Origin of the sequence: Streptomyces sp. ICC1, assembly GCF_003287935.1 — a bacterium.
Classification (GTDB): domain Bacteria; phylum Actinomycetota; class Actinomycetes; order Streptomycetales; family Streptomycetaceae; genus Streptomyces; species Streptomyces tritrimontium.
Window position 1 is genome coordinate 5,795,144 of record NZ_CP030287.1, and the last position, 20,421, is coordinate 5,815,564.

Below are 20,421 nucleotides of genomic sequence, written 5' to 3' on the forward strand. Positions count from 1 at the left end.
CGCGTATCGAAGCGCCGCCGTGATCGTTTCTTCAGACGTAGCCCTCATCCCTGCTGCGGAATCGGGAGAACGCGCGGTGACCGCTTGGCAGTACTTCGCCGGGGCCGGCCTGGTGGCGGCGCTCTGCCCGCTGCACGGTCACGTGGAGGTCGCCGGAGACGGCCACGGGCGCGGCGCCCGGGTCGACGTGTGCGTTCCGGCCGGGCCGAAGCCGAGGACGCCCGCGCCCGCTCCCCCCGCCGCACGGCCTTCGCCGCGCATGACGCTGCCCGGCGCCGCCCGGCCCACGGTGCGCCACCCGGGGCGGGGGCCGGCTCCGGTCCCGGTGCCTTGGCCGCCGGCGGCGCCGGAGCCCGGCCCGTGGCCGGCGGCGGAGGCCGTGGCCGGGGTGGCGCAGCCGCCGGCGGATCCACCGGCCGGGCCCGGGGCGGTGCGGGCGGCGCCGGGCGCAGCGGTGGCCCCGGCCGCGCGCGCAGCCGGGGCAGGGCCCGCGAGCCGGTTCCACGTGCGCCCGTACCACTCCTCGGCGCTGGCCAGGCGCGGCCCCGACGGCATGTCCACCCTGATGCTCATGGTCGTCGTCACGACCCCGGCGGTGCTCGCGGCCGTCGCGCTGCGGCCCCGTTCCAAGAGCCGCGGCTGACGATTCGTCCGTTCATTCAACCTACGGAGAACCCTCGTGTCCGAATGGCTGGTCCTGGCCATCGCCATGGCGCTCGTCTGCGCCCTGGTCTTCACCTTCACCGCGCTCCGGCACCGCCGGGTCGCCGTCGACGAGGACACCAGCGAGACCCCCGACGTCATCGAGTACATGGTGATGATGGTCGGCGTGGTCTACGCGATCGTGCTCGGCCTGGCCATCGCGGGCGTCTGGGAGGCGCGCGGCGCCGCCGAGGACAGCGTGCGCCGCGAGGCCCAGTCCCTGTACGAGGTCACCCAGCGGGCCGACGTCTACCCGGCGCCCGTCCGCGACCGGATCCGGGGCGAGGTGAACGCGTACGTCTCCCACACCGTCAGCGTGGACTGGCCGCGGCTGGTTTCCGGGGAGGCCGCGTCTACGGAGGGCGGCGAACTGCTCGGCAAGCTGCGCGGTGATCTCACCCACCAGAACCCGGGCAACGAGCTCCAGGCGCAGGCCTACCAGCCGCTGCTGGACCACATCGCGGCCGCCGACGACGCCCGGCACGAGCGGACGCAGAGCGACGCGTCGACGCTGCCCAGCGTGGTGTGGCTGGGGCTGGTGGTGGGCGGCCTGGTCACGGTCGGGCTGATCTTCGCGCTGCAGATCCGGCGGTCGGGGCGGGAGTTGCTGCTGGCCGGGCTGTTCAGCACGCTGATCGTGTTCCTGCTGTTCATGGTGTGGAGCTTCGACGCGCCCTTCGGCCGGGACGGGATCGACTCGGCGGCGCCGTTCCAGGACCTGTTCCCGGCGCTGTCCCTGGCCGCCGGGAGCTGACGCGGGGGCCGGCCGCGGGGGCTGACCGCGGGGGCCGGCCGCCGGGAGCTGACCGCAGTGGTCAGACCCCCGAGAGCGACGCCTGGCGCCGGAACTCGGCCACCACCGGCGAGTTCCGCAGGGCGTGCGAGATGCGCAGCAGGTCGCGCGGACCGTCGGCGGCCGCCGGGGCCCCCTCCTCGCTGGCCCCGATGACCCTGCCCTCGGGATCGGCCGACCGGGCCCGTACGGCCGCCGCGACCATGGCGGCGTCGGCGACGGCCCGGGCGGTCTCCTCGTCGGCCCCGGCGTCCTGGGCCCGCGCGAGGGCCTCGTCCCGGTGGTCGTGGTCGAAGTACGGGCCGAGGTGCAGGAAGCCGTCGTGGATGTCCGACTCGCGCTGGATCATCCGCAGTTCGGCGGCGGTCCACCAGGCCATCCGGACGCAGGGGGTGCCGTCCGGGATGGACACGCGCACCTCGTGCCAGAGGGTGCCCAGGCGCCGGTACGCCGACCAGTTCTGCCAGCTGTCCGAAAGCCGCTGGAAGACCAGCGGGAGCACGAAGCCGATCGCGCTGATGTTGGCTCCGAGGGAGGCCACGGGCGGGGCCACGGACGTGCTCAGCCAGTCCAGGTCGTGCCCGCTCCAGCGGGCCACGACGGCCGTCATCTTGGTGGCGTCGTAGCTGAGGTTGAAGACGTATCCCAGGACGATGATCATCAGGCCGACCCGGAGCCAGCCGCGCACCTGGAGGGACCAGCGCCAGCACATCGCGACCATCACGAAGGCGGCCACGTTGTGGGCCACCAGGTAGAGGGCGATCAGCTCCCGGATGAAGGGGGTGTTGGCGTAGTAGGTGTCGAAGTCCCGCAGCCGTTCGACCGGGGCCTCGCCCAGCACGAACAGCAGGGTCAGCGCCACGATCACGACGGAGTAGCCGGTGATCCAGCGGCGCGAGACCCGCCGGGTCTCCTCCGGCGGCCCGCCCCGCCAGTTGACGATCAGCACGAGGCAGGCGGCGCTGAAGGCGGTGATCAGGCAGTAGACGAGCGGGGCGGAGAAGTTGGGTATGCCCGTCCAGCGGTTGACCGCCTCGATGGTGGGCGGGGCGGCGAAGGTGAAGACCGCGCCGGCCAGGGTGAGCAGGGCGCAGACCGATCGCAGAAGCGGGTCACGCCAGTTGTTGCGCAGGGCCGGCAGCTTGAAGGCGAGAGCGATCGCCATCGCGGCTGCCGGTGTGTAGTAGTCCTGGCCTTTCAACGGTCGTTCCTGTGCCCCCGGTATCCGAGCGCGGCCTCGATGCGGCCGGCCAACTGGTCACGCTGCGCGGGCGCCCGGTGGCTCGCCGATCCGGCGAGCCAGGTCCGGCACCTGCTGCCCAGCAGTAAACCGAAGGTTTCCGCTTCGGTCTCCTCCTGGACGTCGGCGCGCGTGCGCGCCGCGACCCGGCGAACGGTCTCGCCGATGTCGGCCTCGTCCGAGAGCAGCCGGGCGGCGACGGCGGCGCCGTCGACGTGGTGGCTGCAGTGGCCGGCCTTCATGTGCCACAGCTCGTGACCGAGGATCACCAGCTGGTGGTCGGGTGCGGTGCGTTCCTCGATGACCACCAGATCGCGGTCCGCCATGTCGAGCCACAGGCCGCTTGCCGTTCCCGGCGGGAACGAGGCCATCCGGAACTCCACCCGGCGGCCGCGGTGCTTGCTCATGCCCTCGCAGAGGGCGGCGTAGAGGTCTACGGGCTCCACGGGCGCGGTCAGCGTGATGCCGGCCACCAGCTCCCCGCACAACCGCCGCTGCTCTCTGCCTATGCTCACCGTTCTCCCCGTCGGCGCGGATCCGGATCAGGACTCAAGGATCAGACCCAGAATTTCGACTGGGTCAGGATTCGTTCGGTTTTACGCTTTCGAGAAGCATGTCCAGCCATTCGGTCACCTTGTCCCGGTGCTTGTCGCTGGGCAGTTGGGCGGCCCGCCAGGCGATGCCGCGTACTCCGTGGTTCTGCAGGAGTCTTGCCAGTGGATCGCCCGTCGAAGCGGCCTGGGCCGGTACGGTTTCCCGCGCGCGGCCCGCGAAGTCCTGGAGCAGTTGCTGCTCGGTTCTCTGGAGCGCGTCCGTGAGGGCGTCCGAGTCGTGTGCGGTGAGGAAGCCGGCGTGCACTCCGAAGAAGCGCTGGATCGCGTCGCAGTGCTCCATCGTGGGCCGGCGGTCGCCGTTGATCAGGGCCCCGGCCTGCTGGCGGGACATGGCGGCGCCGTCGGCGATCTCCTGCTGGGTGTAGCGGCGGCCGTTGGGCTTGACGCGCGTGCGCCGCAGGAGGTCGAGCCGCTGCAGGAAGCGGGTCTGGAGATCGGGTTCGCCGGCCGGCCGGCCGTCCAGCAGGGTCCGCACCACGTCGGCGGGGACCCCGGAGGCCTCGGAGAGGCGGCGCAGGTCGAAGACCTGGTTCAGGTCGCGGCCCATCTTGCCCGTGAGTTCGGCGACGCGCGTGATGGTGGCTGCCAGGTGCGCGTTGGCCACCGCGACGGGAGCCGGGAAGCCGTCTGTCACCAGTGGTTCTCCTAGATCGCGCGAGGTCGGGGGGCGGGCACGTGGTCGGCTCCTGGAATCTATCCGGTCTCTGTCTGTAGGGCTAGAACTTGCCACAGCTGTGGCGGGAATGAGCTGTCAAGAGGCTGGAATTGCCACAATAGTTGACACTCGAATGAAGTCGGTAGCAGGATCGCCACACGGAAACGAAGATCCAGACCGTAATAAAGAGGGGGAGCTCTCGGTGCCACATCTCGCAGCGGTGGGCCCGTCCGACGGCCTCGCCCACATCGGTGGGGAGCGCCTCGCGGGCGAGGAGTCCGCACGCGGCGCCGTGCGGTCGGAGCGACGCAAGGAGATTTTGCGCCAGCGCCGGGAGGAACTGGGGCTGAGCCAGGAAGACCTGGCGGCGCGGCTGCGCATCAGCGTGCGGGCGTACGGGAATTGGGAGCGCGGCCTGGTCAAGGAGTGGACGGACCGCAAGCTGCTCGCCCTGGCCGAGGCCCTGGAGATGAGCGAGCGCCAGTGCTTCTGGCTCTTCCGGGTCATGGTCGACCGCGACCCGCCGCCCACCTGGCGCGCGGCCGAGGAGAACCGGCTGCCCGCCGACCCGGCCCAGCGCGACTACCTGTGTGACTACGCGGCCCTCATGGAGGCCGTGCCCTACCCGAGTTTCCTCGTGGACCACCGCTGGGACGTGGCCCTGACCAACTCGGCGTTCGACCGGCTCTTCCAGTCGGTCCGCCCGCACCCGACCGCCCTGCCGGACGACAACTTCCTGCGCTTCGTGCTGTTCCACCCGGACGCCGCAGCCGTGCTGGAGGACCACGAACCGGCCTGGTGCGTACCGCTGCTGGCCCGGTTCGCGACCGCGCTGGCCGCGGCCCCGGAGGACGAGGGGCTGCGCAGCATCCGCCAGGAGGTGGCCCGCGACCCGTTCATGGAGGCCGCCTACCGGTACGGGGTGCCGCACTGGCTGACCACGCACGGGGCCGAGGCGGCGGAACAGGACGGGGCGGTGCGCACGGTGCGCCACCCCGACCCGGGCTGGGGCCTGGTGCGCTGCCGGATGGTGGCGGAATCCAGCCGGATGCTCGACGGGATGGGACTGACCCGGATGACCATGGTCCTCTCGGCGCCGCAGGGTCTGCCGACCGGTCCGGTCCGCGGCGGCGCGGGTGCGCAGCCGCACCAGGTGCCGCGGCTGCGGGCCGTGCCGTCGCCGGTGGACTGACCGGGCGGGGGAGACTGGTGCCACGAAACGTGGCACTGCGAAAGGCGGTAAGGGCGTGCGGCTGACGATCCTCGGCGGGGGCGGCTTCCGGGTACCGCTCGTCTACGGAGCCCTGCTCGGCGACCACGCCGAGGGCAGGGTGTCGCACGTGACCCTCTACGACGAGGACGCGGGCCGGCTCACCACCATGGCGCGCGTGCTCGCGGATCAGGCCGACGGGATCGCGGACGCCCCGGCCGTCACGGCCACCACCGATCTCGACGAGGCCCTGCGCGGCGCGGACTTCGTGTTTTCGGCCATTCGTGTCGGCGGCCTGGAGGGGCGCGCCGCGGACGAGCGGATCGCCCTGGCCGAGGGGGTGCTGGGCCAGGAGACGGTGGGCGCGGGCGGGATCGCGTACGGCCTGCGGACCGTTCCGGTGGCCCGGGAGATCGCGCGCAGGGTGGCGCGCCTCGCCCCCGAGGCGTGGGTCATCAACTTCACCAACCCGGCCGGGGTGGTCACCGAAGCCATGGCCGAGGAGCTCGGCGACCGGGTCATCGGGATCTGCGACTCGCCCGTCGGGCTCGGACGGCGGATCGCCCGGCTGCTCGGCGCGCGGCCCGAGGACGCCTGGATCGACTACGTGGGCCTCAACCACCTGGGCTGGGTGCGCGGGCTGCGGATCGGCGGCCGGGACGAGCTGCCCCGGCTGCTGGCCGACGCCGAGGCGCTGGAGTCCTTCGAGGAGGGCCGGCTGTTCGGCGCGGACTGGCTGCGCTCGCTCGGGGCCATCCCCAACGAGTACCTGCACTACTACTACTTCAACCGCGACACCGTCCGGGCCTACCAGGGGGCCGAGCAGACGCGCGGGGCGTTCCTGCGCGACCAGCAGCGCGGCTTCTACGCCGAGGCCGGGCGGCCGGGGCAGCCGGCCGGGGCGGCGCTGGCCGCCTGGGACCGGACGCGGGCCGAGCGCGAGGCCACGTACATGTCCGAGAACCGCGAGGTCGCGGGCGTCGGCGCGCGGGACGAGAGCGACCTGGAGTCGGGCGGGTACGAGAAGGTGGCCCTCGCCCTGATGCGGGCCATCGCCCGGGACGAGCGCGCCACGCTGATCCTGAACGTCCGCAACCGCGGCACCCTCGCCGTGCTCGACGACCGGGCGGTCATCGAGGTGCCGTGCCTGGTCGACGCCAACGGGGCCCACCCGGTCGCCGTCGACCCGTTGCCGCTGCACGCGGCCGGCCTGGTGACCTCGGTCAAGGCCGCCGAGCGGGAGGTCCTGGCGGCCGCGGCGAGCGGATCGCGGGCGGACGCCGTCAAGGCCTTCGCGCTGCACCCGCTGGTGGACTCGGTCGGGGTGGCCCGGCGGCTGGTGGAGGCGTACGCGGCGGAGCACCCGGGCCTCGGCTACCTGCGCTGACGGCTCCCGCACCTCTGCGCCGACGGCCTGGTGCGCCCGCTCTGACGGCCCGGTGCGCCCGCGCTGACGGCCTGCGCGACCGTCCGATGGACTTGCCCCGGACGGGCTAACGCCGCATGCGGCCGGGCGGGGGCACTGTGAGAGTGCGAGATGTGACCACAGCCGAAGGTGCAGCCCCCGTCATGGCCGCCGCGGGACCCCCCGTGCTCGACCGGCGCACGCGCAACGTCGTATTCGGCACGATCATGCTGGGCGTGCTGCTGGCTGCCCTGGACCAGACGATCGTGGGCACGGCGCTGCCCACGATCGTGGCGGACCTGGGCGGCGGCGACCACATGTCGTGGGTCGTGACCTCCTACCTCCTCACGGAGACGGTCGCGACCGTGCTCGTGGGCAAGTTCGGCGACCTCTTCGGCCGGAAACTGGTCTTCCAGGTCTCCGCCATCGTCTTCATCACCGGCTCGTTCCTGTGCGGCCTGGCGAGCAACATGACCCTGCTCATCGTGTGGCGGGGCATCCAGGGCATCGGCGCCGGCGGGCTGATGGTCACCGCGATGGCGCTGATCGCCGACGTGGTCCCGCTGCGCGAACGCGGCAAGTACCAGGGCGCCATCGGCGCCGTCTTCGGCGTCGCGACGGTGATCGGTCCGTTGCTCGGCGGCCTCTTCACCGACCACCTGACCTGGCGCTGGGCGTTCTACGTGAACGTGCCGATCGCGATCCTGGTCGTGGTGGCGGCCGCGAAGACGATCCCCTCCGTGCGCGCCGCCGGCAAGCCGGTCATCGACTACCTGGGCATCGCGATGGTCGCGATCGGCGCGAGCGCGCTGATCCTGGCCACGAGCCTGGGCGGGAACGCGTACGCCTGGAGCTCGGCGCTCATCGTCGCGCTCTTCGTGGGCGGCGCCCTGGCACTGGCGCTGTTCTGCCTGGTGGAGACCCGGGCCGCGCAGCCGATGCTGCCGATGCGGCTGTTTTCCAACCCCGTCTTCTCGGTCTGCTCCGTCCTCAGCTTCGTCGTCGGCTTCGCGATGCTCGGCGCGATGACCTTCCTGCCGACGTACCTGCAGTACGTGGACGGGGACTCCGCCACGGTCTCGGGCGTACGGACGCTGCCGCTGGTCATCGGCCTGCTGATCGCGTCGGTCTTCAGCGGCAACGTCACGAGCAAGACCGGGCACTACCGGATCTTCCCGATCGTGGGCTGCGCCGTGATGGGCGTCGGGCTCTACCTGCTGTCGCGCATGGGGCCCCAGTCCAACGCCTGGCTGGAATCGCTGTACATGTTCGTCCTCGGTGCCGGCATCGGCCTGAGCATGCAGGTGCTGACCATCGCCGTGCAGAACACCGTGGACTACGCCGACCTCGGCACCGCGACCTCGGGCGTCACCTTCTTCCGTACGCTCGGCAGCGCCTTCGGGACCGCCGTCTTCGGCACGATCTACGCCAACACCCTGGGGCCCGCGCTGGCGAAGGGGGTGGCGGAGGCGGCGCGCGCGACCGGGCAGGACCCGCAGCAACTGGCCGCGGCGGCGCAGAGCCCACAGGGCGTGCACGGGCTCGATCCGGCCGCGGCGGGGCCGATCATCAACGCGTACGCGGACACCCTGCACACGGTGTTCCTGTGGACCGTGCCGGTGGCGGTGGTCGGATTCGTCGTCGCGCTGTTCCTCAAGCAGGTCAAGCTGCGCGACAGCGCCAGGGCCGGATCCACGGACATGGGCGACGGCTTCGGCTCGCCCGCCACGGCCTCCGGGGACTCGGCGAAGCTGCTGGAGCTGGCTGTCGGCAAGCTCGTGCGGAGCATGGGAACGGACACCGCGCGCGGGATCGTCGAGGCCTCGGACACCCGGCTGGACATGGCGGGCGCGTGGGCGGTCATGCAGGTGGACCTGATGACCCGCACGGTCGGCCACGCGAGCCTCGGATTCATCGCGACGCGCAGGCACCTGCCCCCGGAGGTGCTGGTGCCGGTCTTCGAGCGGATGGTGGACGAGGGTTACCTGACGCGCCAGAACGGCTTCTACGCGCACACCCCGGCGGGGGAGCGGGAGGCGGGCGTGATCTCGGGCGCGTGGGCGCAGTGGCTGGGCGACCAGTTGGAGAAGGACCGCGGCCGCCCGCGCAGCGCGGAGCTGCGGGCCGCGGCGGACGCCATCGCGAAGCGGCTGCTCGCGGAGGACCTGGGCGACGGCAACTTCGCCCCGCGCGCGATGGCGGGCCGGGGGTAGGGGCTGGGCTCGGAGATGTGTATAAGGGACAGCGGTGCCGTCGTGCATGAAGGGTCCTGGAGTTCAGGGGGAATTCGCCGGACGCCCCATAACCTGCCGTCCCGAGCCGGGATAAGTCAACAGGTCCGCCGCACCGCTGCTTAAGCGCTTCAGTCCTGTTGACAGAAGGGTTTCAGCCGTCTGAAGCTACGTGCACTAATGCGGTTTAGCTCTGGTTTTGTTGTCGTCGAACGGTGTTGTCGCACAAGGAAGTCCGCGGAAATGGACCGTGGAATTGGTGTCACCGCCGGGACGGGATCGCGTACGGTCCGGCCATTGCCGTCCACGTCAGCGAGGGATGAGACAGGCCATGGCCCGCAGACCCACCATCAAGGACATCGCCCGCCAGGCGGGGGTGTCGGAGAGCGCGGTCTCCTTCGCGCTCAACGACCGGCCGGGAGTCTCCGAGGGCACCCGCGCCCGTGTCCGCAAGGTCGCCGAAGAGCTCGGCTGGCAGCCCAACAGTGCGGCCCGCGCCCTCTCCGGCGAACGGTCCGGCGCCGTCGGGCTGGTCCTCGCCCGGCCGGCGCACACCCTCGGCGTCGAGTCCTTCTTCCTCCAGCTGGTCTCCGGCATCCAGGAGGTGCTGGCCGCCGGCCGGATCGCCCTGCTCTTCCAGGTCGCCCCGGACATCGAGGCCGAATGCGCCGTCTACCGCCGCTGGTGGGCCGAGCGGCGCGTCGACGGGGTCATCGTCGTGGACCCGAGGACCGACGACCCGCGCCCGGCCCTCCTCCAGCAGCTGGCCCTGCCCGCCGTCACCGTGGGGGAGACCGATCCGCCCTCCACGCTGTCCGCGGTCCGGGCGGACGACGCCGGCGCCATGGCCCAGGTCCTCGACCACCTGTGCGGGCTCGGCCACCGCCGGATCGCGCACGTGGCCGGACTGCCCGGGCTCGCCCACACCGAGCGCCGGATCCGCTCGCTGCGCGCCGAGGCGGACCGGCTCGGGCTCGGCCCGGGCGACGTGCGCTCGGTCCCCACCGACTACTCCGACGCCGAGGGCGCGGCGGCCACCCGGCGGATCCTCGCCGGGCCCCGGCCGCCGACCGCGATCGTCTACGACAACGACGTGATGGCGGTGGCGGGCGCCGCCGTCGCCGCCGAACTGGGCATCCCCGTGCCGGACCGGCTCTCCCTCGTGGCCTGGGACGACTCCGCGCTCTGCCGGGTCACCCGCCCGCGGCTCACCGCGCTCGTCCGCGATACGGGGGCCTTCGGTCGGATCGCCGCCGAGGAGCTCCTCGCCGTCCTCGCCGGCAGCCCGCCGAGATCCAGGGAGAGCGAGCGGCCCCGGCTCGAGCCCCGTGAGAGTACGGCTCCGCCACCGGCCGCATACTGAATTCCGAGACCCTTTCTGGAGCGTCACCGTGATCACTCCCGCCCCCACGCCCGCACCCACCTCCGCGTTTCCCGGCCCCCGGGCCGGCGCGGGGGCCGAATCCGGCCTGACGGTCGCGATCGACATCGGCGGTACGAAGATCGCCGGCGCGCTGGTGGACGGCGACGGCACGATGACGGCCACCACCCGGCGCCCGACCCCCGGCGCGGCGGACGGCGACACCGTCTTCGCCGCCGTCGCCGAGGTCGTCGCCGAGCTCGCGAAGTCCCCGCTGTGGCCCTCGGCGGTGCGCTGCGGCATCGGCAGCGCGGGCCCGGTGGACACCGCGCGCGGCACGGTGAGCCCGGTCAACATCGGCGCCTGGCGGGGCTACCCCGTCCAGGCCCGGGTGGAGGCGGAGCTCGCCTCGCACGGGGGGCGGATCCCGACGCTGCTGGCCGGCGACGGGGTGGCGATGACCGCCGCCGAACACTGGCTGGGCGCCGCCCGGGGGCACGCCAACGCGCTGTGCATGGTGGTGTCCACCGGCGTCGGCGGCGGACTGGTCCTGAACAACCGGCTCCACCCCGGACCCACCGGGAACGCGGGCCACATCGGCCACATCAGCGTCGCCTTCGAGGGGGAGCCGTGCGCCTGCGGCGGCCGGGGCTGCGTGGAGTCCCTCGCCTCCGGCACCGCCATCGCACGCTGGGCCCTGGCCCAGGGCTGGACCCCGGCCGGGGACGCCACGGCCGCCGGAGCCGCCGCGGCCGCGGCCGCGGGCGACCCGGTCGCGCTGGCTGCCTTCGACCGGGCCGGCCGGGCGCTGGCCGCGGCCATCGCCGCCACCGCCAGCCTCGTCGAGACCGACATCGCCGTCGTCGGAGGGGGCGTCGCCGCCGCCGGGGACACCCTCTTCGGGCCGATCCGCGCGCACCTCGCCTCGTACGCGACCCTGTCCTTCGTCAAGGACCTCCAGGTCGTCCCGGCGACGCTGGGCACCCACGCGGGCCTGATCGGCGCGGCCGCGGCGGCGATGATGCTGCTGCCGTCCTGAGCACGGCTCCGGCGGAGACCGCGCCGGGGCCCGCGCCGCGGCCCGTGACAGGGCCCGTGACAGGGCCCGCCACAGCGGCCTACGGCTTGACGGAGCGGTAGTACCGGGCCGCGCCCTCGTGCAGTTTCAGCGGATCGGTGTAGATCGCCGTCCGCAGGTCCACCAGCTGCGCCGCGTGCACCTCGTGCCCGATCGTGTCCCGGCTGAGGATCACGGTGCGGGTGAACTGCTCCGTCAGCTCGGCGCCCGTGTCCTCCCGGGTCACCAGCAGGTTCGGCACCGCCACGGTGGACACCGCCGAGGTGTTGCGGGCCCGCGCGTAGGCGTCCTGGGGCATCACCGCCGCCCGGTAGTAGCGGGCCGGGCTGCCGCTCTCCTGCAGCGCCTCCACCAGATCGCCGAGCTGCACGAGCCGGATCTCGAACCGCTCCGACAGCCCGCGCACGGCGTTGGTCGGCAGCCCGCCCGACCAGAAGAAGGCGTCGATCCGGCCCGCCTCCAGCTCCGCCGGCATGGTGTCGATGCCGATCGACACCGGGGTGATGTCGCGGGCCGGGTCCAGCCTCGCCGCCGTGAGCAGCCGCTCCGAGATCAGCCGCACGCCCGAGCCGTCCTGGCCGACCGCGACCCGTTTGCCGCGCAGGTCCCGGGCCGACTGGACCGGGGAACCGGCGGGCACCACGAGCTGTACGTAGTCGTCGTAGAGCCGTACGCAGCCGCGCAGCCGGTCCGCGCCGGGCTTCCGGTCGAGCTGGTACTTGAACACCGCGTCCGCCGTGGCGACTGTGAAGTCCGCCTCGCCGGCGGCCACCCGCTGCAGGTTCTGCTGCGAGCCCTCGCTGGTCTGCAGCCGGACGTTCACGCCGGGCATGTTCTCGGCGAGCGACTGCTCCAGCAGCTGGCCGTAGAGGTGGTAGACACCGGTCTGGACGCCGGTGCTGAAGGTGAGGTCCCCCTTCAGCTCGGGCTCCCCGAAGGGCCTCAGCCACCAGACGAGCGCGCACAGGACGGCCAGTACGGCCACCAGGGCCCGCAGGGCACGGCGCCTGCTGATCCGGGGCGGTACGAGAGGCATGGCCGCGATCCTGCCACCGACCCGCCCTCCTGTCACGGCCCGCCCGGCCCGTCCGGCCGCCCCGCGCCCACCGTCGGGCCCCGGGTGCCCGACCCGACCCTTACCCTTGCTGGGTGAGCACCGAGGGCGAGGCGACTGTTGTGAAAACGTACGAGGTCCGGACGTACGGCTGTCAGATGAATGTGCACGACTCCGAGCGGCTGTCCGGCCTGCTCGAGGACGCCGGGTACGTCCGCGCCCCCGAGGGGTCCGACGGCGACGCCGACGTCGTCGTGTTCAACACGTGCGCCGTCCGCGAGAACGCCGACAACAAGCTCTACGGCAACCTCGGACGCCTCGCCCCCATGAAGACCAAGCGCCCCGGCATGCAGATCGCCGTCGGCGGCTGCCTCGCGCAGAAGGACCGCGACACCATCGTGGACCGCGCCCCCTGGGTCGACGTGGTCTTCGGCACCCACAACATCGGCAAGCTGCCCGTCCTGCTGGAGCGCGCGCGCATCCAGGAGGAGGCGCAGATCGAGATCGCCGAGTCGCTGGAGGCGTTCCCCTCCACGCTGCCGACCCGGCGCGAGTCCGCGTACGCGGCGTGGGTGTCGATTTCCGTCGGCTGCAACAACACCTGCACCTTCTGCATCGTCCCGGCGCTGCGCGGCAAGGAGGAGGACCGCCGTCCCGGCGACATCCTCGCCGAGGTCGAGGCGCTGGTCGCCGAGGGCGTCTCGGAGATCACCCTGCTCGGCCAGAACGTGAACGCCTACGGCTCCGACCTGGGCGACCGCGAGGCCTTCTCCAAGCTGCTGCGGGCCTGCGGCGCCATCGAGGGCCTGGAGCGGGTCCGCTTCACCTCCCCGCACCCGCGCGACTTCACCGACGACGTGATCGCGGCGATGGCCGAGACCCCGAACGTCATGCCGCAGCTGCACATGCCGATGCAGTCCGGATCGGACACGATCCTCAAGGCGATGCGCCGCTCGTACCGCCAGGAGCGCTTCCTCGGCATCATCGAGAAGGTCCGCGCCGCCATCCCGCACGCGGCGATCTCCACCGACATCATCGTGGGCTTCCCCGGTGAGACGGAGGAGGACTTCCAGCAGACGATGCACGCGGTGCGCGAGGCCCGCTTCGCGAACGCGTTCACCTTCCAGTACTCCAAGCGCCCCGGGACCCCCGCCGCCGACATGGACGGGCAGATCCCCAAGGAGGTCGTGCAGGAGCGGTACATGCGCCTGGTCGGCCTCCAGGAGGAGATCTCCTGGGACGAGAACAAGAAGCAGGTCGGCCGCACGCTGGAGGTCATGGTCGCCGAGGGCGAGGGCCGCAAGGACGGCGCCACGCACCGGCTGTCCGGGCGCGCCCCCGACAACCGCCTCGTGCACTTCACGAAGCCGCTCCAGGAGGTCCGCCCGGGCGACGTGGTGACCGTGGAGATCACCTACGCGGCCCCGCACCACCTGCTGGCGGAGGGCCCGACGCAGTCGGTACGCCGTACGCGTGCGGGCGACGCCTGGGAGAAGCGCAACGCGGCTCCGGCGCAGCCGAAGGGCGTCCTGCTGGGGATCCCCACCCTGGGCGTCCCGGCCCCGCTGCCGGTGGCCGCCTCGGGCTGCGCGGTTCCCGCGTCCTCCTGACGGGCGGGGTACGGGGCCCCGGCGAGCGAGGTCCGCGGCGCGGCCCCGGATTCGCGGATCCGGCTTCGCCGGAGAGCCACGCGCGTCCCGGCCGGGTGCGGCTACGCTGCAGATCATGCTCGTAGCCGCTGCCGTCTGCCCCGCCCCGCCGATGCTCGTGCCCGAGATCGCCGCGGGAGCCGCCGCCGAACTCGGTGACGCCCGTACCGCGTGCTCCGACGCGCTGTCCGTGCTCGCCGCCTCCCGGCCCGATCTGCTCGTGGTCGTCGGAGCCTGCGACGAGGAGCACGGGGGTTCCTACCCCCAGGGCGCCCGCGGCACCTTCCGCGGCTTCGGAGCCGCCACCGAGGTACGGCTGGGCGAGGGCGAGGAGGGGCCGCGCCTGCTGCCCGCCCCGCTCGCCGTCGGAGCCTGGCTGCTGGGCCGGGCCGGCTGGGGTGCGGCGCCCCTGGAGGGGCTCGGGGTCGCCGAGGCCCTGGACACCGCCCGCTGCCTGGAAGCCGGCCGGGAGCTCGCCCGGCGCGACGCCCGGGTCGCACTGCTCGTGATGGGTGACGGCAGCGCCTGCCGGTCCCTCAAGGCCCCCGGCTACCTCGACGACCGCGCGGACGCCTTCGACGCCGAGGCCGCCCGCGCGCTGGGCGCCGCCGACACGGCCGCGCTGGCCGCCCTCGACGCGGGGCTCGCCCGCGAACTCCAGGCGGCGGGACGGGCCCCCTGGCAGGTGCTCGCGGGCGCCGCCGAGGGCGCGGGCCTCGAAGCGCGGCTGCTGTACGAGGACGCGCCGTACGGGGTCGGATACTTCGTCGCCGCCTGGTCGTAGCCCGGCAGAGGCGCACGGAAGAGGCCCACGGCAGAGGCCGCCCGGCAGAGGCGCACGGCAGAGGGGCGCGGCACCACGCTCGGTGGTGCCGCGCCCCTCCCGTAACCGCGTCAGGAAGCCGCCGGCGGCGTCGGCCCGCCGGGAGTGTCCTTGTGCGCGATCTTGCCCAGGGCGTCCTTCGCCTTGTCCGCACCGCTAGAGATCTGACCGCTGTACTTGCCCTTGGTCTTGGAGTCGACGGCCTTGGCCACCTTGTCCAGATTCTGGGCGATCTTGCCCTCGTGCTGCTGCGCGAGGTCGCCGACCTTGTCCTTGGCGGGCGCGAGCTTGGCCTTCAGATTGTCCAGCAGGCCCATGGGTCACCTTCCATTGGCGGGATAACTACGTACGGGCGCCCTCGCCGGCCTCGCTGTCCGCGGCGACCTCCGCCGACTGCTGCTTCGGGATCTCGACGGCTTCCGCCGCGCTCTCCTCGGCCACAGCCGGCCCGGTCCCGGCCTCGTCGGCCGTCACGGACTCCGCCGTCAGATCCGCGCCGGCGACCTCTTCGGTCGTGGTCTGGCTCTTGCGGCCGAGAAGCCGGTCCAAAATGCCCATGTCTACTCCTATAACGTTACTCGTGTGAGTGAAGTTCCGCCGTGGACGGACCCGTGTACGGACCATGTACGGACCGGCCCGCGCCGGTCCGGAGCCGGGCGTACGACAGGCGCGCGCCGGGCCGGAACCCCGCCAAGGCAACGACCCCGATCCGCGCCCGTCACGTAGCTCGATCGGGTACATGGCGGTGTCTTGACGGAGGGCTGCGAGACTGGGGCGGTGAGGAAAGCAGCCCCCGCCCCGCGGGTCATCGCCGTCGTCGGACCCACCGCGGCCGGAAAGTCCGATCTGGGCGTAGCCCTGGCCCGCCATTTCGACGGCGAGGTCGTCAACGCCGACTCGATGCAGCTGTATCGGGGGATGGACATCGGCACCGCCAAACTGACGACGGCGGAGCGCGGCGGGGTCCCGCACCGCCTCCTCGACATCTGGGACGTCACCGAGACCGCGAGCGTCGCCGAGTACCAGCGCCTGGCCCGCGCCGAGATCGACGCGCTGCTCGCCCAGGGCCGTACGCCGGTCCTCGTCGGCGGGTCCGGCCTGTACGTGCGCGGCGCGCTCGACGCGATGGACTTCCCCGGGACCGACCCCGAGGTCCGGGCCCGGCTGGAGGCCGAGGCCACCCTGCGCGGCCCCGGCGCCCTGCACGCCCGGCTCGCCGCCGCCGACCCGGCCGCCGCGCAGGCGATCCTGCCCAGCAACGGCCGCCGCATCGTGCGCGCGCTGGAGGTCATCGAGATCACCGGCCGGCCGTTCACCGCCAACCTCCCCGGCCACGAGTCCGTCTACGACACGGTCCAGATCGGCGTGGACGTGGCCCGGCCCGAGCTCGACGAACGGATCGCGCTGCGCGTGGACCGGATGTGGGAGGCCGGGCTGGTGGAGGAGGTCCGCGAGCTGGAGGCCGCGGGACTGCGCGACGGAGTCACCGCCTCCAGGGCCCTCGGCTACCAGCAGGTGCTGACCGCACTCGCCGGGGAGTGCACGATGGAGGAGGCCCGCGCCGAGACGGTGCGCGCCACCAAGCGGTTCGCCCGCAGGCAGGACTCGTGGTTCCGCCGCGACCCGAGGGTGCACTGGCTCAGCGGGGCCGCCGATGACCGGGGGGAACTCGCCGGACTCGCGCAGTCGTTGGTCGAACGAGCGGTCACAGCCTGATCACGTGATGGCATCGGGACGCCCCGGGCGCCCGTTCGGGGCCTGACGGCGTGCCATCATCAAACTTCCGCCGGTGCCTCACCGGCGGTGAACGGCGGCGTACCGAGTCCGAGTGGGAGGGCGCGTGGCGATGGAGGCCGGCCCTCGCGACACCGGTCGGGACGACACCCGACGGGAAACGGACCCGACGCTTCACGGTGCTCTCTCCGGGGCGGCGGACGGGTTCGACGACGACGGCCTCGACGCCGGCGGACTCGACAACCTCGACGGCCCCGGTCCGGACGGCCTCGGACTGCCCGCGGAGCCCGCGCGGCTGACCCCCGACGGCCCGGACGCGCCCGACTCCGCCGAGGCGGAGGCCGCCTCCGCCCCCGCCTTCGAGGTGGAACTGCGGCCGCAGCGCCGGCTGCGTCTGTGGCAGATCGCCCCCATCGTCGTACTGGCCGCCTCCGGATCCCTGATGTTCGCCTTCCCGCTCGCCTTCGAGTTCGGCGACGGCGGAGCGGTCGTCGCCATGCTCGGGTTCCTGATCAGCTGCTGCGCGGGCGGCTGGGGCATGATGGCCGCGCGCCGCGTGGGCTACGCCCTGCCCGGGCTCCCGGCCCGCGGCTCCGGCCGGCGCCCCGACTGGCGGGTGGCCGGGCTGTACGCGCTGGTCGCGCTGGCCGTCGTTGCGCTCGCGGTGTACCGGGTGGCCCGGCTCCGCTAGCCCTCCTCCGCCGGCCTCCTGCGCCCGACCTGCTCCGCGGCCGGCTCGGTACCATGGGCGGGTGACGCAGACGAGCCTCTCCTTCCTCAAGGGCCACGGCACCGAGAACGACTTCGTGATCGTTCCGGACCCGGACAACGCCATCGAGCTGCCGGCGTCCGCCGTCGCCCGGTTGTGCGACCGGCGGGCCGGGATCGGCGCCGACGGCGTGCTGCACGTCGTGCGCTCCGCCGCGCACCCCGAGGCGGCGCACATGGCCGGCGAGGCCGAGTGGTTCATGGACTACCGCAACAGCGACGGCTCCGTCGCCGAGATGTGCGGCAACGGCGTCCGCGTCTTCGCCCGCTACCTGCACCACGCGGGGCACGCCGAGCCCGGCGACCTGGCCGTCGCCACCCGCGGCGGCGTCAAGCGCGTGCACCTCGACAAGGCCGGTGACGTGACCGTCTCCATGGGCCGCGCCGAGCTGCCCGAGGGCGAGGTCACCGTCTCGGTGGGAGAGCGGTCCTGGCCCGCGCGCAACGTCAACATGGGGAACCCGCACGCGGTGGCCTTCGTTGACAGCCTGGACGATGCCGGGAACCTGCTGGACCCGCCCCCGTACAGCCCGGCGTCCGCCTACCCGACGGGTGTCAATGTCGAATTCGTCGTCGACCGCGGCCCCCGGCACGTCGCCATGCGCGTCCACGAGCGCGGCTCCGGCGAGACCCGCTCCTGCGGCACCGGCGCCTGCGCGGTCGCCGTGGCCGCCATCCGCCGCGACGGCGCGGATCCGGCCGTCACCGGCGCGCCCGCCACGTACACGGTCGATCTGCCCGGCGGCACGCTGGTCATCACCGAACACCCCGACGGCCGGATCGAGATGACCGGACCCGCCGTCATCGTGGCCGAGGGGGAGTTCGATCCCGCCTGGCTCACCGAAACGGCTTTCGTCTAAAGCTTCCCTCTAATGGGTGATCCGTTTCACGCTGAGCGAGAGGTGGACTGCGCCACGTGGTGGGGTCGGTAGCATCAGGCACCGGCCCTGAGGGCTCACCCCATGCCCACCACCGCCGGTCGAAGCCGCCGGAGGTGCCCATGAGTGCAGAGGCCACGAACCCCGAAGCACGCCCCGAAGAGCGCCCAGAACTTCGCAGACGGGGCCGGACCAGACTTGACCTGCGACGACTTGGGCGCGCAGCACTGCTCGGCCCCACGTCCCGGGACCGCCTGCCGGACGCGATCGGCCATGTCGCCGAAGCGCACCGCGCCCACCACCCGGACGCGGACCTCTCCGTCCTGCGCCGCGCGTACCTGCTCGCCGAGACCTCGCACCGCGGCCAGATGCGCAAGAGCGGTGAGCCGTACATCACACATCCGCTCGCCGTCACCCTCATCCTGGCCGAACTCGGCGCCGAGACCACCACCTTGACGGCGTCCCTCCTCCACGACACGGTCGAGGACACCGACGTGACCCTCGATCAGGTCCGCGAGGAGTTCGGCCAGGAAGTCTGCTTCATCGTCGACGGCGTCACCAAGGTCGAGAAGATCGACTACGGTGCCGCCGCCGAGCCCGAGACCTTCCGCAAGATGCTCGTCGCCACCGGCAACGACGTCCGCGTGATGTCCATCAAACTCGCCGACCGGCTGCACAACATGCGCACCCTCGGGGTGATGCGCCCCGACAAACAGGCCCGCATCGCCAAGGTCACCCGGGACGTGCTGATCCCGCTCGCCGAACGGCTCGGCGTACAGGCCCTGAAGACCGAGCTCGAAGACCTCGTCTTCGCGATCCTGCACCCCGAGGAGTACGAGCACACCCGCGCCCTCATCGCGGCCCACGCGGGGGACCGCGACCCGCTGCCCGCCATCGCCGACTCCGTACGGGCCGTCCTGCGCGAGGCGGGCATCGCCGCCGAGGTGGTGGTGCGGCCCCGGCACTTCGTCTCCGTGCACCGGATCGCCCTCAAGCGCGGGGAGCTGCGCGGCTCCGACTTCGGCCGCCTGCTGGTCCTCGTGGCCGAGAACGCCGACTGCTACGGGGTGCTCGGGGAGCTGCACACCTGCTTCACCCCGGTCGTCTCGGAGTTCAAGGACTTCATCGCCTCCCCGAAGTTCAACCTCTACCAGTCCCTGCACACCGCCTTCGCCACGCCCGAGGGGTACGTCGCCGAGGTGATCGTGCGGACCCGGCAGATGCACCGGGTCGCGGAGGCGGGCGTGGTCGCGCTCGGGAATCCGTACACGACCCCGCAGGCGGCCGAATCGGCCGACTGCGACGAGGAGCGGGTGGACCCGACGCGGCCGGGCTGGCTGTCGCGGCTGCTCGACTGGCAGCAGTCCGCCCCCGATCCCGACACCTTCTGGAACGTCCTGCGCTCGGAGCTGGCCCAGGACCGCGAGATCACCGTGTTCCGGGCCGACGGGGGCACGCTGGGCCTGCCGGCCGGCGGCAGCTGTATCGACGCCGCCTACGCGCAGTACGGCGAGGCGGCCCACGGCTGTATCGGCGCCCGGGTCAACGGGCGCCTGACCTCCCTGTCCTCCCGGCTCTCGGACGGGGACACCGTCCAGCTGCTGCTCTCGCACGACGCCACCTCGGGACCGTCCGCCGACTGGCTGGAGCACGCGAGGACCCCGGCCGCCCGCATCGCCATCAGCAGCTGGCTGGAGTCCCATCCCGACGGGGCCGGACCCGCCGCGGCCGCGCCGCGGGCGCCGCTGTCCGTGGTGGGGGCCCGGGGCGGCGGCGGCAACGCCGTCGCCGACCTGCCGGACGCCACCGTACGGCTCGCCGGGTGCTGCACCCCGGTCCCGCCGGACGCGGTGGAGGGGTTCGTCGTCCGGGGCGGGGTCGTCACCGTGCACCGAGTCCACTGCGCGACGGTGGCCCAGATGCGGGCGGTGGGGCGCACGCCCGTCGCCGTGCACTGGCGGGCGACCGCCGACTGCCGGGTCACGCTGCTCGCCGAATCGTTCGGCCGCCCGCACCTGCTGGCCGATCTGACCGAGGCCATCGCCCGCGAGGGGGTCGAAGTGGTCTCCGCGACGGTGGAGCCGCCGGTCGAGCAGCGGGTCCGGCACAGCTACACCCTGCAACTGCCCGACGCGGCCGGACTCCCGGGCCTCATGCGGGCGATGCGGGACGTGCCGGGCGTCTACGACGTCAGCCGGGCGTAGCCCGCCCGACCCGTTCGGGTGGA

The 20,421-nt window shown here is 72.9% G+C and carries 19 protein-coding genes; 13 read left to right on the top strand and 6 right to left on the bottom strand.

All coding sequences use genetic code 11. The features are described from left to right. Positions 1–76: 76 nt before the first annotated feature. Both DRB96_RS43225 and DRB96_RS27230 read left to right on the top strand, forming a co-directional pair. Positions 77–643 carry a hypothetical protein gene (locus DRB96_RS43225; protein ID WP_162688739.1) on the top strand — a complete coding sequence of 189 codons (567 nt, stop codon included), beginning with the start codon at positions 77–79 and terminating at the stop codon, positions 641–643. 36 nt (positions 644–679) lie between these two features. Further along, entirely contained in the window at positions 680–1,456 is a 777-nt protein-coding gene (locus DRB96_RS27230; RefSeq protein WP_112450836.1) for a DUF4239 domain-containing protein, read from the top strand. Positions 1,457–1,517: 61 nt separating this feature from the next. On the opposite strand, the gene DRB96_RS27235 is transcribed toward DRB96_RS27230, so the two are convergent. The 3 genes from DRB96_RS27235 to DRB96_RS27245 all read right to left on the bottom strand — a co-directional run bounded on the left by DRB96_RS27235 (position 1,518) and on the right by DRB96_RS27245 (position 3,983). Then, positions 1,518–2,696: an MAB_1171c family putative transporter gene (locus tag DRB96_RS27235; protein ID WP_112450837.1), complete on the bottom strand. Its 1,179-nt coding sequence runs from the start codon at positions 2,694–2,696 to the stop codon at positions 1,518–1,520. After that, a complete protein-coding gene (locus DRB96_RS27240) occupies positions 2,693–3,250 on the bottom strand; it encodes a toxin-antitoxin system, toxin component (RefSeq protein ID WP_204357827.1) in 558 nt (185 codons plus the stop codon). Before DRB96_RS27240 ends, DRB96_RS27235 begins: the two co-directional genes overlap by 4 nt. A gap of 64 nt (positions 3,251–3,314) precedes the next feature. After that, complete coding sequence (locus DRB96_RS27245) at positions 3,315–3,983, bottom strand: helix-turn-helix transcriptional regulator (protein WP_112450838.1); 669 nt, start codon at positions 3,981–3,983, stop codon at positions 3,315–3,317. 223 nt (positions 3,984–4,206) lie between these two features. Between DRB96_RS27245 and DRB96_RS27250 the strand changes: the two genes are divergently transcribed. The 5 genes from DRB96_RS27250 (at position 4,207) to DRB96_RS27270 (ending at position 11,249) form a co-directional block, all read left to right on the top strand. Then, complete coding sequence (locus tag DRB96_RS27250; RefSeq protein ID WP_239516353.1) at positions 4,207–5,196, top strand: helix-turn-helix domain-containing protein; 990 nt, start codon at positions 4,207–4,209, stop codon at positions 5,194–5,196. A gap of 55 nt (positions 5,197–5,251) precedes the next feature. After that, complete coding sequence (locus tag DRB96_RS27255; protein WP_112450839.1) at positions 5,252–6,601, top strand: 6-phospho-beta-glucosidase; 1,350 nt, start codon at positions 5,252–5,254, stop codon at positions 6,599–6,601. Between the two features lie 152 nt (positions 6,602–6,753). Then, entirely contained in the window at positions 6,754–8,832 is a 2,079-nt protein-coding gene (locus DRB96_RS27260; protein ID WP_162688740.1) for an MDR family MFS transporter, read from the top strand. Positions 8,833–9,181: 349 nt separating this feature from the next. Further along, positions 9,182–10,213: a LacI family DNA-binding transcriptional regulator gene (locus tag DRB96_RS27265; RefSeq protein WP_112450841.1), complete on the top strand. Its 1,032-nt coding sequence runs from the start codon at positions 9,182–9,184 to the stop codon at positions 10,211–10,213. A gap of 106 nt (positions 10,214–10,319) precedes the next feature. Then, positions 10,320–11,249, top strand: coding sequence for an ROK family protein (locus DRB96_RS27270; protein ID WP_112453743.1), 930 nt, complete (start codon positions 10,320–10,322; stop codon positions 11,247–11,249). A 79-nt stretch (positions 11,250–11,328) separates the two neighbouring features. Here the strand turns inward: DRB96_RS27270 and DRB96_RS27275 are convergent, their stop codons facing one another. After that, positions 11,329–12,324, bottom strand: a complete 996-nt coding sequence (locus tag DRB96_RS27275; protein ID WP_112450842.1) for a TAXI family TRAP transporter solute-binding subunit — start codon at positions 12,322–12,324, stop codon at positions 11,329–11,331. A gap of 140 nt (positions 12,325–12,464) precedes the next feature. On the opposite strand from DRB96_RS27275, the gene miaB reads away from it, so the two are divergent. Both miaB and DRB96_RS27285 read left to right on the top strand, forming a co-directional pair. After that, complete coding sequence (miaB, locus tag DRB96_RS27280; RefSeq protein ID WP_112450843.1) at positions 12,465–13,952, top strand: tRNA (N6-isopentenyl adenosine(37)-C2)-methylthiotransferase MiaB; 1,488 nt, start codon at positions 12,465–12,467, stop codon at positions 13,950–13,952. A gap of 115 nt (positions 13,953–14,067) precedes the next feature. Next, the gene (locus DRB96_RS27285; protein ID WP_112450844.1) at positions 14,068–14,775 is read left to right on the top strand and encodes a class III extradiol dioxygenase subunit B-like domain-containing protein; all 708 of its coding nucleotides are present in this window, start codon (positions 14,068–14,070) and stop codon (positions 14,773–14,775) included. A gap of 110 nt (positions 14,776–14,885) precedes the next feature. Here DRB96_RS27285 and DRB96_RS27290 read toward each other — a convergent pair whose 3' ends face one another. Further along, a complete protein-coding gene (locus DRB96_RS27290) occupies positions 14,886–15,131 on the bottom strand; it encodes an antitoxin (RefSeq protein ID WP_112450845.1) in 246 nt (81 codons plus the stop codon). A 25-nt stretch (positions 15,132–15,156) separates the two neighbouring features. After that, complete coding sequence (locus tag DRB96_RS27295; protein ID WP_112450846.1) at positions 15,157–15,372, bottom strand: hypothetical protein; 216 nt, start codon at positions 15,370–15,372, stop codon at positions 15,157–15,159. Positions 15,373–15,591: 219 nt separating this feature from the next. Here DRB96_RS27295 and miaA point away from each other — a divergent pair, with 219 nt between their 5' ends. The 4 genes from miaA (at position 15,592) to DRB96_RS27315 (ending at position 20,398) form a co-directional block, all read left to right on the top strand. Continuing rightward, on the top strand, positions 15,592–16,530 hold the full coding sequence (gene miaA / locus DRB96_RS27300; protein WP_112450847.1) for a tRNA (adenosine(37)-N6)-dimethylallyltransferase MiaA: 939 nt from the start codon (positions 15,592–15,594) through the stop codon (positions 16,528–16,530). A gap of 130 nt (positions 16,531–16,660) precedes the next feature. Further along, positions 16,661–17,239 carry a hypothetical protein gene (locus tag DRB96_RS27305; protein WP_112450848.1) on the top strand — a complete coding sequence of 193 codons (579 nt, stop codon included), beginning with the start codon at positions 16,661–16,663 and terminating at the stop codon, positions 17,237–17,239. Positions 17,240–17,300: 61 nt separating this feature from the next. Next, on the top strand, positions 17,301–18,176 hold the full coding sequence (gene dapF / locus DRB96_RS27310; RefSeq protein ID WP_112450849.1) for a diaminopimelate epimerase: 876 nt from the start codon (positions 17,301–17,303) through the stop codon (positions 18,174–18,176). 140 nt (positions 18,177–18,316) lie between these two features. After that, positions 18,317–20,398, top strand: a complete 2,082-nt coding sequence (locus tag DRB96_RS27315; protein ID WP_112450850.1) for an HD domain-containing protein — start codon at positions 18,317–18,319, stop codon at positions 20,396–20,398. The last annotated feature ends 23 nt before the right edge of the window (positions 20,399–20,421 follow it).

Excerpts from the sequence above, each read along its gene's own strand:
- DRB96_RS27290 (WP_112450845.1), bottom strand. The coding sequence starts at position 15,131 with ATGGGCCTGCTGGACAATCTGAAGGCCAAGCTCGCGCCCGCCAAGGAC.
- DRB96_RS27285 (WP_112450844.1), top strand. The coding sequence starts at position 14,068 with ATGCTCGTAGCCGCTGCCGTCTGCCCCGCCCCGCCGATGCTCGTGCCC.
- DRB96_RS27295 (WP_112450846.1), bottom strand. The coding sequence starts at position 15,372 with ATGGGCATTTTGGACCGGCTTCTCGGCCGCAAGAGCCAGACCACGACC.
- DRB96_RS27265 (WP_112450841.1), top strand. The coding sequence starts at position 9,182 with ATGGCCCGCAGACCCACCATCAAGGACATCGCCCGCCAGGCGGGGGTG.
- DRB96_RS27315 (WP_112450850.1), top strand. The coding sequence starts at position 18,317 with ATGAGTGCAGAGGCCACGAACCCCGAAGCACGCCCCGAAGAGCGCCCA.
- DRB96_RS27305 (WP_112450848.1), top strand. The coding sequence starts at position 16,661 with ATGGAGGCCGGCCCTCGCGACACCGGTCGGGACGACACCCGACGGGAA.
- DRB96_RS27275 (WP_112450842.1), bottom strand. The coding sequence starts at position 12,324 with ATGCCTCTCGTACCGCCCCGGATCAGCAGGCGCCGTGCCCTGCGGGCC.